The organism is Petrocella sp. FN5 (assembly GCF_029210395.1).
Taxonomy (GTDB): Bacteria; Bacillota; Clostridia; order Lachnospirales; family Vallitaleaceae; genus Petrocella.
The window spans coordinates 1-11,822 of record NZ_JARGDP010000008.1 but is presented as its reverse complement, the minus strand read 5'-3'; the positions used below and the strand labels follow the sequence as shown (position 1 = coordinate 11,822).

The following is an 11,822-nucleotide window of genomic DNA, read 5'->3' as shown; positions in this document are numbered from 1 at the left end:
ATTGCCTCCTTTTAGCCTCCGATTTGTACCATGTTTCTTAGGATGCTTTTTCCGTTTTCCAGATTATGCTCTTTTGGTTTTTTCTGTATGGATTCTTGAATATAAGCTTTTAAGTCTCTTCCTTCTTCCAAAGCTTTTTTAAGGTCGAATTCTTCGTCCGAGTGCAGACAGTACTTAAGCTTGCCTTCCGGTGTCAGTCTAATCCTGTTACAGTCCTCACAGAACTTGCAGGTGATTGGACTAATCAGACCGATTTTACCTTTTCCACCGGGGAGTCTGTAATACTTTGCAGGTGATGCAGGGTCTTCATCTTCTACCGGTGTTAATTCAGGCACCCGTTCCAGTACCGTTTGATTGGCCAGGAAGTTGTTCTTAGACCATCTGGCTACTTCGCCAATGGGCATAAGTTCTATGAACCTAACATCTATGGCTTCATCTTTAGTCAAAGCAACAAAATCCGGAATCTCATCATCGTTAAAACCGCCGATCAGCACCACGTTCAACTTAATGGGGGTTAATCCCACACGCTTAGCTTCTTCGATACCTGCAAGCAGATCTTCCAAATGACCACCTCGTGTCATATCAGAAAATTTCTTTGAATCAAGGGAATCCACACTAATATTCACACGATTAAGTCCGCTGTCTTTTAAATCCTGTGCCATGTCTTTTAAGAGCAGCCCGTTGGTGGTAAGGGCTACTTCTTTAATCTCTGTATGGGCTTTTATTTTTTCTATTAGCGTAAGAATACCGCCACGCACGAGTGGTTCACCACCAGTGAGTCTGATTTTCGTGATGCCCATTTTTGCAAATACGCCGACGATGGCATCCATCTCTTCAATGGAGAGGATATCTTTATGTTCCATCTTCTCGATGCCGTTTTCCGGCATGCAATATTGACATCTTAAGTTGCATCGATCGGTCACTGATAATCTTAAATAATTGATTTTCCTACCATAACTGTCAATCATCCTGTGCTCCTATCTGAAGTATGCTTCCCGCGTCATTATAGGTATAACCACCTGTTAATTCTAGTTTATGCCTAAATCCCTCGGACTTCAAGACCTTAATAAAATTCTTTATTCTAGGTTCTTCCAAAACCCTATCTGAAACCAAAAAGTCATAGGCTTCATACCCAATGGGAATGAAATCAAGGCCCATGGTTTCTGCCGCCGCATAGATGCCAAGTCCCACATCCGTACCTTCGGATAAGACCGCTACAGCTACCGCCATATGGGTGGTCAACTCCCTATGATAACCTTCTATGTTCTCAGGATCTATGTCCCTCTTTTTTAATTCAAAGTCCAGAAGTTGTCGTGTACCGGCGCCTCGTTGCCTGTTGACAAAGACAACACCTTCCGTTGTTAGATCTTCAAACTTCTTTATACCTTTCGGGTTGCCTTTTTTTACCATCAGGCCTTGAAGGCGCTTAACCCCTTGAATCAGTGACATATCCCCCTTCGGGAACATTTTCTTAACGCTGGATATATTGTAAATGCCTGTGGTTTCATCGATGAGATGAATGGGCGCAATATGACATTCTTTTTTCTTCATGGCCATGAGTCCGCCAAAGCTACCGACATGGGTTGAAGATATCGGCATTTCATCGGCGATGATATCAATCAATAGATCATGACTGCCGATGATCACCAAACGTTGTTCGATGTCCTCAAGTGCTTTCATTAATTCGACAGTCACCCATTCACCGGACTCAATCCCTTCAAAAAGTCTTGGAACCCTTAATATCCCATCGGCCCTTACAAGACTCATGGTGGCGCCGGCACCTCTACTTAGGGGTGTCACAATCCACTGATCCTCCACTTGACCCACTGTAACTCTTATGAGTTCTTCGTTTTTAACTGAGGATATAATTCTTTGGGTCAGTTTGGCCTTAACTTGATGATGGGCATGGGGCAATCCATACCAGGATTCAATTAATGGTCTAACAAATTTTTCAAAAGCAAAAAAAGCTGAAACCGGATAGCCTGGAAGACCTACAATACCCTTGCCATCAATCTTCCCAAGAATCGTCGGCTTCCCCGGCTTGATGGCTACACCATGAACAATCACGTCGCCAAGTTCTTCTATAATGGTTACAGTAAAGTCTTTTGATCCGGCTGATGAGCCGGCGATGGTCATGAGAAAATCATTTTCCTCTAAGCCCTTTTTTATAGCTGCTGTTAGTATGGCCGGATCATCTATTGCAGGCGCATAGACTATAGGTTCACACCCTAGTTCTAATAACAAGCCTTTGATGACACTGGAGTTGGTATCTAGTATTTTACCTTTTTCCATGGCTTCCATGGATTGAACAATCTCATTTCCTGTGGGCAGTATACCGACTTTTAATTTATTAAGAACCTCTATTTTATCTACACCGCCACTAAGCAGTGCCCCTAGATCTAGTGGTCTTATCTTGTGCCTACTTGGTAGAATCATCTCTCCACTTATAATGTCTTCTCCCACTTGGCGAATGTGTTGCCAAGCATAAGCCGCTTCAATAATCTCCACTTGGTCATCATCTAGAGGGGCGATGTCTTCAATCATAATGACTGCATCTTTACCCCTAGGCATAAGGTTACCCGTATTAACGTATTCAAAATCATCATGAAGCTTCAACTTCAGGGGATTTCTTTCATTGGCACCATGGGTTCTTTCTGCAACCACCGCAATACCGTCCATGGCTGCACAATGGTCACCTGGCGAGGAACGTTTGGCAAAAACCGCCTTGGCTGTTGTTCTATGTAAAGCTTCATCTGCGCCAATAATTTGTGTCCCTACAGGACTGGGCAAGGCTTCTAGGTAAGTTTTAAGTGCTTCTTCAAGGGGAATGTTGGTAATGTATACGTTATCTCTTCCCATTAACTTGACACCTCCTTGATTAGAGTGACTTCTACTTCCTGGCCTTTGTATAGACCTTCTTGTTCGCTGGCAATCTGAATATAACCCGTTGCCTTTGTAAGCAAGGTCATAAGGCCGGATTTGCCTTGAATTGGTGTGGCGTAATAGATGCCTTCCTCACGGTGCAGAACCGTCATGACAAAAGTATCTTTTCCGGGCGCCGCATGAAGATTGGTGGTCATAATCGCACGGACTTTAAAATCATTTGATGGTCGCATCTGAGAACTTCTAATATATGGCTTTACAAGTATTTCAAAGATAATGGCCGATGCTGCCGGATGACCAGGTAAGCCGAAGACCATCTTACCTTCTAACTTACCGACGATCGTCGGTTTTCCAGGTTTTACAGATATACCGTGCATCAGTATCTCTCCTGTTTCAAAGGACTCTATGGCTGATTTGGTATAATCACAGGTACCTACAGAGCTACCACCGGATAAAATGACCAGATCTGAAATCTGAGCGCTATACTCCAGTGCCGCTCTTAAGGCTTCAAAATCATCTTTGATGAGGGCTTTATAAACCACCTCACCGCCGCAAGCCATAACCGCACCTGATAAAGTATATCCGTTGATGTCCCGAATCTGTCCAGGGTTGGGCACCTGGTCATAATCGATGATCTCATCGCCTGTGGAAAGTATAGCCACTTTGATTTTACTTAAAATCTTGACTTGACCAAAGCCCACACCGGCAAGTATGCCCATATCATAGGCTGATATCTTTTCACCTTTTTCTAGAATAACATCCTTTTCTTTTAAGTCATCGCCTTTATAAGTAATGTTCTCACCGTAAGCTATGGGCTTTTTAATAAGGAGGGTCTGTTGATCTAATAACTCTGTATGTTCAATCATAACCATACCATCTGCGCCTTCCGGTAACATGCCACCGGTTGGTACATAGACCGCTTCACCTAAGTGACAAACCATTGTAGCGGCTTCGCCCATTAAGACTTCACTTTTTGGTGTCAAGATGGAAGGTATGCTATCAGAGGCGCCCAATATATCTTTAACTTTAACGGCATAGCCATCGACTGTAGAACGGTTAAAAGCCGGTATATCCACCTGTGCGTACAAAGTTTCACTCACAATGCGGCCATGGCTATTTAGCAAATGGACGCTTTCGCTTTTTAGTTCTATGGTATTGTCTTTTGAAAGTACGATGGCTTTTGCATCATGGAGTGATTTCATATTGAAAATATTCACAGTGAGGTCCTTCCTTTTATGTATTTTTATGAATTTATATTTATAACTTAATTTCTATAACTTGATTTCTATGACTTACAAATCTATATTCTTTTACCTTTTTTCATATATATAATCTCATCACACATACGCTTCACTTGATCTATGTTGTGAGAAATCATGATAATGGTCATATTCTGAAGCTTGTTTCTTTTTTTAATGGCTTCTTCAATTATCTCTATAGTGGCCGGATCGATGCTGGCTGTCGGTTCATCCAACAACAAGACTTCAGGATCAAATACCAAGGCCCTTGCAAGGGCTACTTTCTGTGATTCTCCGCCGGATAATTGGGTGGCCAACTGATCTCTCAGTTCTGCCACTTGTAGTTCTTCCATGATTTCAAAGGCTTTTCTTTCTATGATTTTACTGTCCACATTTCTGATTTTCAGCGGATAGATAATATTCTCATAGACGCTGCTTCTCATAAGATAAGGCGTTTGACTTAGATAAGTGATTTTCTTCATCAGGCTTGGTCCAAGGGGTTGGTCGTTGTAAACGATGTTGCCCAAGTCGTGACTTTCAAGCCCGGCAAGGATTTTTAATAATGTGGTTTTACCCGCACCATTGTCCCCTGTAACACCATATATGTTACCGCTTAGAAATCCAATACTGTTCATATCCACAACGGTTTTGTCTTGATATTTTTTTATGAGATTCGTAACCTGAATATTCATATCATTCTCCCGTTACATAATGGTAAAGTATGGTGTTAACCATAAAGGAAATCAGTAAAAGTACAATCCCCATGGAAATCGCCACAGCATAGTTACCCATAGAGCTGTTCATGGCGATGTATGTGGTCATGACTCTTGTGTGGCCTTTAATATTGCCGCCTACAATCATAACGGCGCCCACTTCTGAGGTGGCTCTTCCAAATCCTGTCACTAAAGCAATCAAAAGTGTGATTCGCATCTCGGTTATAAGCAACTTCAGCGTCTGCAATCTGCCAGCGCCCAGTGTCATGCCAATCTGTTTTATGGCCGGACCTTGTTGCTTTGCATCGTTGTAGACAATACCTAATATAATAGGGGTGATGAGAATCATCTGAGCAATCACCATCGCAGTCGGTGTAAATATAAGACCCAATGATCCTAGAGGACCACTCCTTGAGAGGAACAAGGCCACCAAGAGACCGATCACCACCGGTGGTAAACTCATCATGGTATAGATGGTTCGGGTGAAGGTTTTCTTGAACCTGAAGGGCTTAATTCCAAGATACAAGCCCAAGGGAATCCCTATGATTGCAGAGAATATTGTGGAAGTAAAAGAAAGCCCGATGGATAATCCAATAATCCCATAGACTTCTCTATCAAATCGAAACAACAATAATAAGGCTTCTTTTAATCCTTCCATTAATAGCGCCATCGAAAAACTCCTTCATTATTTTGCATTCGGAAAAAATAAAGCTTGACCATATAGGTCCTGACCAAATTCACCGATCATCTCTTGTGTATCTGAGGATAGAAGCCAGGCTATAAAGGCGTTGGCACCCTTGTTGTTAATCTCATTGTTCTTAGTAGGATCCACTGCAATAACACCATATTCATTTAATAATAGGGCGTCGGCTTCAAAAACAATCTCAAGTTCTAATGCGTCCTTCATAGAAAGATAAGTAGCTCGGTCTGTTAGGGTATATGCACGCAACTCATTGGCCATCTGAAGAACATCTCCCATACCTTTTCCTGCTGATACGTACCAGTCGCCTTCTGGTTCGATGCCTGCTGTTGCCCATATGCTTAGTTCCTTTTTATGGGTGCCTGAATCATCACCCCTTGAGACAAATTTCGCTTCATTGTTTTTTATGCCTTCTAAAGTTTCGCCTATACTGGCATATTCAAGAGCTTGTGGTCCAACCAGTATAAAGTCATTGTACATCACATCAAAACGTTCCACGCCATGTCCTTCTTCAATAAACTCAACTTCACTGGCTTTTGCATGGACAAGTAAGACGTCTGCCTCACCGTCACGTCCCATTTGAAGAGCTTTTCCTGTACCTACAGCTACAACTTTCACTTCAATGCCGGTTTCTTCTGTAAAACTCGGTAAAATATAATCCAACAAACCACTGTCTTGTGTACTTGTTGTCGTAGATAGCAATATGAACTCAGGTTCTTTATTCATGTTCATAACTGCCCATGCCGTTAATATTAAAGCAAATACAAGTATAGCGCCAATAATTTTTTTATTCATCATAACCTCCCAAATTTTATTATTCTTTGTATGGTTAAAGGGTCAAAACTAAGTTTCACTAAATTCACAAATAATATATAGATTACGTTGATACATTCATAACTATATATTATATGCGAAAGTTCAACTATATAGTTTTGACACCTTAACCATCTATTAATTATATAGTAATTCTGTCCAAAAAACTATCGGATTATTAAGAAAAAATAGCGCATAATTATAAAAATCTTCTGAGAAAGTTGCCTGAGAGGGTCATCCGTTGATAATATAGGGTGGCTATGCTATTATGGTGATAGTAGGCAGACGCTTTGTGACCTAGGAGGCCGACGGATGATTCAAAATTTTGATCGCTATTTTGAGAAGAACGATGGTATAGAAACGGATTACATCAAAATCCTATATTATGATCTTGCAAAAGACTATAAAGCCACTTACAAATCCTACCAATACACACGGCTTTGTACCATAGTAGAAGGTTCAAAACATGTTAAAATCAATGATGGCAATGAGTTCACTTATTCCACCTCTGATTTTATTTTATTGCCCCCAAATTCCAGCGTCAAAATGGAAATGAAAGAAGATACCAAAGCCATTGTCTATGAGATCAACGACAAGCTATTGGATGATATGATTAAACGCATTGAGCATCAATTCGAGTATGAAGTAACAACGGCTGACAAACCGGTTGTGCGCAATCAATTGATGGCTCAAATTAAGTCACAGATAGAACGCATCAACGCCTACAGTATTAGCCAGGACCCGAACAAAGAATTCCTCATTGATCTGGTTTCTCAGGAAATGGTCTATACTTTGATTAAAAACTATAAGTTACCCCTTCGTGCCCGAAAAAAAGAAGAGCCTGTGGCGTATGCGGTTCAATGCCTCAAAGACCATCTCTCAGATTCAGATATGACGGTGAACGAGATTGCTTATGAACTGAACATGTCCCCCTCTAACTTGATACCCCTTTTCAAAAAAGCAACTGGGCTGACACCTAAGGCTTATCACAACCTACTTAAAATCAATAAGGCAAAAGAATTGTTGCTTCACAAAAACGTCTCCGAGGTCAGTTATGATCTTGGCTTTGAAAGTATTTCCTATTTTATTAAACTCTTTAAGCATCATCTCGGATTGACGCCAAAACAATACACCATGAAATACAAACAGGATCATCTCATATGAAAGCAGATAATCGAATTGTAAGCGGTATACCCTTTCATTACTTAAAAGACTATTTTAATACTGTTTCGACATCCTGCTCAGAAAATGATTATTACGGCGACCATTGGCACGTCAAACTCATGCCTTTAGATGACCAAGTACACGGTATTATACATCTGCCAAGGACGGAGATATACTTCGAAGGGGACCAAAATATTATAGGCATCCAAATGGATGCCTATAGGATGACGTTCTTATCAGCCGGTGGGTGAGTTTGCATTTTATAATCTTACTGAAACCAAGAAAAAGGTGCTTTGACATTCCGGTCAAAGCACCTTTTTCTTGAATTTCTTGTTAAGATCTGTCGCTATCGTATTGTCAACCATGATGGTGTGTTGACCTTATGTTTCTCAAATTAATAAACAAATAAATGAATCTGCGAGAATATTCTCAATTCTATTGAAGTATTTGTCTCAAAATGTTAAAATTTATATGAACTCATTTAAATTCTTTGTAAACGGATGAAAATGAAAGCTTTTTATAAGTTGACGCAGGATTTGAATATAATCGATTAGGTAGCAGTAGCGTATGATTTTCCTGTTGCCTAGCTCAAAACAATTTCAAAAAGGAGGTTCTTTATGCAACGAAGAAAATTGATTAGTTTAGTGGTTGTTGGTATCATGGTGTTAATGAGTTTTACAGTATTAGCTGACCAGCATCTGCCCACGGTCGCTCTTTGGATCAACGGTAATGAAGTAGAAGCTGATTCTCCCCCTGTTATCATAAATGACAGAAGTATGGTGCCACTACGTGTTATTACCGAGAACATGGGTGGCGTAGTTGAGTGGAATGCGGTAGCTCGTCGGGCTGAAGTAACCACTCCAGCCAAAGTTTTTGGTGAGAAATGGGTAGATGAAGGCATGTTATTATGGCCTGCTGCAGACGCTGCTACTTTGGTTGCTGAGAATCAGGCAATGGTTCTTGATGTACGACCAGCTGCTATGTTTGAGGTTGACGGTGTTCCAGGTGCTCTGAATATACCTGTATCTGAACTCGCTGATCGTATGAACGAGTTGGACCCTGACATGCAATATGCCGTATACTGTGCCAGTGATATCAATGCTGCCTATGGTGTTGCTATTCTGACCATGAATAACTTTGACGCTTATGTCATCGTAGGTGGTCGTGTTGCTTTCTTAGAAGCATGGGAAGCCTTAAACGACTAAGCAAAAATTCAACTTATACTTATACCTAATGATTCAAGTAATTCAAAAATAAAAGCCTAGCAGCGATTTATTCTCGCTGCTAGGCTTTAACTATTGAATTACTTATTTAGTCGGTGGTGTAAAGACACGTGTGCTCATTTCTGCATCCACATCATATAACAACACTGGATTATCTTTAGCTCTCTTGATTTTACTGATGAGACTTTTGAAGGTAGCTTCTTCTTCAACCTGTTCATCAATAAACCATTTTAAGAAACTAATTGTTGCATATTCTTTTTCTTCTGTGGCTATGTCCATGAGTGTGTAAATTCTTGAAGTAACGAATTTCTCATGTTCAAGTGATGCAACCATTAATTCTGTAATATTATTAAAATCAACATTTGGCTTTTCTAAGGCATCAAAATCAATGATACCATCCATTTCTTGAATATAATTAAAGAATTTCATGGCATGAAACTTTTCTTCTTCAGCCTGAACGATAAAAAAGTTTGCAAATCCTTCTAAATCTTCTTTGTATGCATATCCTGCATAGGCTAAGTATAAATGTGATGAATAGAACTCATACTTCATTTGTAAATTTAATTCCGCTAATAGTTTTTCGCTTAACATAAATATCTCCTTTCTTAATGTGATCATCTAATTATGGTTAAAGGGACAAAACTAAGTTTCACTAAATTCACATAAAATATATCGTTTTGACCCTTTAACCAATTATAACAGTTATATATTTTATTATAAAGTTATTTAGTAATAATGGTCGATTGGAGCTCTTTATTTTTGAAATTTATGATTTGGCCTCTAAGATATCTAAAACCAATTACATTTGCTGTGCAAATTGAATACTAATGCCATTTGGGTCTTTTATGTAAAAGAATCGTATATGAGGATTGGGTTGCACAGGTTCTTTATATATCTCAATTCCTGCTTCCTTTAACTGCTTAATCTTATCGTCCACTGAATCTACTGAAAAACCAATAGATATCTGATCACTAACCGGGAATGTATCTCCGTCACCGGCATCTATTAATTCTAGCTGTGTTTCTCCATCACCTAAAAAAGCAATCTCAATACCCGGTCGTGACTCGAACCGTCTGTTCACAGATAGTCCTACAAAAGTTTCGTAGAATTTGATGGATGCGTCTAAGTTTTTTACATGTAATGTACACCATAACATCGCCATAATAATGCCTCCAAGATAATTAAATTTTTTATTTATAGTTTCAAGCACAACTTTCTCAGATGATTTCTTCCAAAACCATTCTGGCTCTGTGGGTAACCAAGGCACGCCCTTTTTCGCCTTTACCAATAGGGATTGCTAGATTGCCTATTGGGCTTTCTAGAGGAAAAGTACCGTCTTGGTCCATCTTTTCTTTTAACAACTCTATTGCCCTTTGCATCTGTGAGACGACCACATGCTCTCTTTTTAGCAACCATAATATTTCCAGAAAATCCCCACGGTACATGTTAGGAAAAGTTAATTGACTGATTTTTGGATGCAAAAACTCTGAAGGACTATGGGAGCTATAACACACTTCATGCTTAAGAACAAAATCAATACAGCGCTGTAACAACATCTTTGCTTTATCTGATCGCTTTTCAACCGGTATAAAAGATAGACCTTTAAAAAGCTTCACAACACCCCAGTAACACGTGTGTTTTCCGTAACAGCTTTGGTTTTTATGATAAGGAAATTCTTTGGGCGTGACAAAATCCCCATCATCAAATCGTTGATATTCCCAGAAAAAGTCAACGACACGGTTCATCAAAGTGTCGCTATCCGATTGAAAATAATGATGTAGATACAGCATATTACCGTTTAAGCAAGGAATAGGAAAGTGGCTTTTACCAATAGTAAATATCCCATGTTCTTGATTTAGGAATTGTTGTGTAACAATCTCAAGTGGTTGAATCAGCTCAGGGGTTTTAGGATCTACTTCTAAGTCTGCTAAGAGGATTAATGTCCATAGCGTTGATTTGTATTTAGGTACATAATGATGCCATTGAAGTTCGTCATAGTACTTGTCACCTTCTTTTAAATCAAACCAACATCCCTGATCATCTTGAAGCGCCATTATTCTGTCAATCATATCCGCTTTTATATCCTCAGTCGTCATACACAACCTCCTTACAAAAGATTCATTTAATAATACAATCTATAAGTACGCCTCAGTATAGGTCGAAAGGTCTTCCGGATACTCATGACCCAGGCCCTGAATATATCTGATTGTACATTCATAATCTAATTCATTTGCCTTTTCTTCAAATAACTTACAAAGTGGTAAACAGTCTTCATCTAGTTCCCCACAAACAATCATGACCTCCACTACAGATTCCTTAAGAGACTCAATGATCTGTGTCATCGAAGCTTCACTCACCGGTATCCAGGGTGAAAATAATAATAATTTATCAGGTACAATTTTTTCTTCAACAATAGCTCTTAATATTGTATTACAACCTGCTGAAAATCCAGCTAACACCTTATTATCAAACCCTATATCATCCGTCTTCTTCATCGCGCTTGCCAGTTGCTTGGGACCATTCCCATCATCATTCCATCTATACAAATTATATGAGTCTAGCTCTTTTGATTGAAGGTATTCAACCTGATAATCTTCTATAGATATATCCCTCCAAAGCGCACGACTGATATCATTATTTTGTTGATTCCCATGTAAAACAACAAGCAGATTGTCTTCTAATCGCTCTTTCAAAGTGAACTCTGTTGATGCTTCTTTCAAAGCATCTTCATATCTCTTTTTTGATGTCTTTTCACACAGCTGGAATCGTTCTTCATTTCTTATATGATCAAGATCTTCATCTTCAAAAACCTCCGGCCGGTACCATTGCCCCTTCTCAATGATGGCTTCTTCCAACCATGTTAGAGCTTCATCAGGCAAGTCAGATGTAGCTGCCAGACAGTATAAGAAATTATATACTTGGCTGGACCAATCTTCATCCTTATTCAGATGCGCCTTCAGATATTCATAGGCCTTTCGTGTTCCAGTCTCATCAATGCGTTCTAAAGTGTTATCTAATAATTTCGTCTCTGTCATCACTTTTCCTTTCATTCATACTTTTAATCTTAGTCCTCTTTGAAAAGTATATC

General features: G+C 39.6%; 13 protein-coding genes. 3 read left to right on the top strand and 10 right to left on the bottom strand.

The features are described from left to right. Positions 1 to 11: 11 nt before the first annotated feature. The 6 genes from moaA to P0N36_RS03820 all read right to left on the bottom strand — a co-directional run bounded on the left by moaA (position 12) and on the right by P0N36_RS03820 (position 6,329). On the bottom strand, positions 12 to 968 hold the full coding sequence (gene moaA, locus P0N36_RS03845) for a GTP 3',8-cyclase MoaA (RefSeq protein WP_275841514.1): 957 nt from the start codon (positions 966 to 968) through the stop codon (positions 12 to 14). Next, complete coding sequence (locus P0N36_RS03840) at positions 961 to 2,859, bottom strand: molybdopterin biosynthesis protein (RefSeq protein ID WP_275841513.1); 1,899 nt, start codon at positions 2,857 to 2,859, stop codon at positions 961 to 963. The genes moaA and P0N36_RS03840 overlap by 8 nt, the downstream gene beginning before the upstream one ends. Continuing rightward, positions 2,859 to 4,100 (bottom strand): molybdopterin molybdotransferase MoeA, encoded by a 1,242-nt coding sequence (locus P0N36_RS03835; RefSeq protein ID WP_275841512.1) that lies wholly within the window; start codon positions 4,098 to 4,100, stop codon positions 2,859 to 2,861. The genes P0N36_RS03840 and P0N36_RS03835 overlap by 1 nt, the downstream gene beginning before the upstream one ends. 83 nt (positions 4,101 to 4,183) lie before the next feature. After that, positions 4,184 to 4,813, bottom strand: a complete 630-nt coding sequence (locus tag P0N36_RS03830; RefSeq protein WP_275841511.1) for an ABC transporter ATP-binding protein — start codon at positions 4,811 to 4,813, stop codon at positions 4,184 to 4,186. A 1-nt stretch (position 4,814) separates the two neighbouring features. Then, the gene (locus P0N36_RS03825; protein WP_125136107.1) at positions 4,815 to 5,504 is read right to left on the bottom strand and encodes an ABC transporter permease; all 690 of its coding nucleotides are present in this window, start codon (positions 5,502 to 5,504) and stop codon (positions 4,815 to 4,817) included. 15 nt (positions 5,505 to 5,519) lie between these two features. After that, a complete protein-coding gene (locus tag P0N36_RS03820) occupies positions 5,520 to 6,329 on the bottom strand; it encodes a substrate-binding domain-containing protein (RefSeq protein ID WP_275841510.1) in 810 nt (269 codons plus the stop codon). 330 nt (positions 6,330 to 6,659) lie between these two features. Between P0N36_RS03820 and P0N36_RS03815 the strand changes: the two genes are divergently transcribed. The 3 genes from P0N36_RS03815 (at position 6,660) to P0N36_RS03805 (ending at position 8,716) form a co-directional block, all read left to right on the top strand. Further along, on the top strand, positions 6,660 to 7,511 hold the full coding sequence (locus P0N36_RS03815) for an AraC family transcriptional regulator (protein WP_275841509.1): 852 nt from the start codon (positions 6,660 to 6,662) through the stop codon (positions 7,509 to 7,511). Beyond that, positions 7,508 to 7,762, top strand: a complete 255-nt coding sequence (locus P0N36_RS03810) for a hypothetical protein (protein ID WP_275841508.1) — start codon at positions 7,508 to 7,510, stop codon at positions 7,760 to 7,762. Before P0N36_RS03815 ends, P0N36_RS03810 begins: the two co-directional genes overlap by 4 nt. 366 nt (positions 7,763 to 8,128) lie before the next feature. Continuing rightward, on the top strand, positions 8,129 to 8,716 hold the full coding sequence (locus P0N36_RS03805) for a stalk domain-containing protein (protein WP_275841507.1): 588 nt from the start codon (positions 8,129 to 8,131) through the stop codon (positions 8,714 to 8,716). Between the two features lie 102 nt (positions 8,717 to 8,818). Here P0N36_RS03805 and P0N36_RS03800 read toward each other — a convergent pair whose 3' ends face one another. From P0N36_RS03800 to P0N36_RS03785, 4 genes are all read right to left on the bottom strand, one after another. Further along, on the bottom strand, positions 8,819 to 9,325 hold the full coding sequence (locus tag P0N36_RS03800; protein WP_125136115.1) for a ferritin: 507 nt from the start codon (positions 9,323 to 9,325) through the stop codon (positions 8,819 to 8,821). A 208-nt stretch (positions 9,326 to 9,533) separates the two neighbouring features. Further along, positions 9,534 to 9,896, bottom strand: a complete 363-nt coding sequence (locus tag P0N36_RS03795; protein WP_275841506.1) for a VOC family protein — start codon at positions 9,894 to 9,896, stop codon at positions 9,534 to 9,536. Positions 9,897 to 9,951: 55 nt separating this feature from the next. Beyond that, the gene (locus P0N36_RS03790; protein WP_275841505.1) at positions 9,952 to 10,830 is read right to left on the bottom strand and encodes a hypothetical protein; all 879 of its coding nucleotides are present in this window, start codon (positions 10,828 to 10,830) and stop codon (positions 9,952 to 9,954) included. Positions 10,831 to 10,869: 39 nt separating this feature from the next. Next, on the bottom strand, positions 10,870 to 11,769 hold the full coding sequence (locus P0N36_RS03785) for a TPR end-of-group domain-containing protein (RefSeq protein WP_275841504.1): 900 nt from the start codon (positions 11,767 to 11,769) through the stop codon (positions 10,870 to 10,872). Positions 11,770 to 11,822: the final 53 nt, after the last annotated feature.

Excerpts from the sequence above, each read along its gene's own strand:
- moaA (WP_275841514.1), bottom strand. The coding sequence starts at position 968 with ATGATTGACAGTTATGGTAGGAAAATCAATTATTTAAGATTATCAGTG.
- P0N36_RS03840 (WP_275841513.1), bottom strand. The coding sequence starts at position 2,859 with ATGGGAAGAGATAACGTATACATTACCAACATTCCCCTTGAAGAAGCA.
- P0N36_RS03830 (WP_275841511.1), bottom strand. The coding sequence starts at position 4,813 with ATGAATATTCAGGTTACGAATCTCATAAAAAAATATCAAGACAAAACC.
- P0N36_RS03825 (WP_125136107.1), bottom strand. The coding sequence starts at position 5,504 with ATGGCGCTATTAATGGAAGGATTAAAAGAAGCCTTATTATTGTTGTTT.
- P0N36_RS03820 (WP_275841510.1), bottom strand. The coding sequence starts at position 6,329 with ATGAATAAAAAAATTATTGGCGCTATACTTGTATTTGCTTTAATATTA.
- P0N36_RS03815 (WP_275841509.1), top strand. The coding sequence starts at position 6,660 with ATGATTCAAAATTTTGATCGCTATTTTGAGAAGAACGATGGTATAGAA.
- P0N36_RS03810 (WP_275841508.1), top strand. The coding sequence starts at position 7,508 with ATGAAAGCAGATAATCGAATTGTAAGCGGTATACCCTTTCATTACTTA.
- P0N36_RS03805 (WP_275841507.1), top strand. The coding sequence starts at position 8,129 with ATGCAACGAAGAAAATTGATTAGTTTAGTGGTTGTTGGTATCATGGTG.
- P0N36_RS03800 (WP_125136115.1), bottom strand. The coding sequence starts at position 9,325 with ATGTTAAGCGAAAAACTATTAGCGGAATTAAATTTACAAATGAAGTAT.
- P0N36_RS03795 (WP_275841506.1), bottom strand. The coding sequence starts at position 9,896 with ATGGCGATGTTATGGTGTACATTACATGTAAAAAACTTAGACGCATCC.
- P0N36_RS03790 (WP_275841505.1), bottom strand. The coding sequence starts at position 10,830 with ATGACGACTGAGGATATAAAAGCGGATATGATTGACAGAATAATGGCG.
- P0N36_RS03785 (WP_275841504.1), bottom strand. The coding sequence starts at position 11,769 with ATGACAGAGACGAAATTATTAGATAACACTTTAGAACGCATTGATGAG.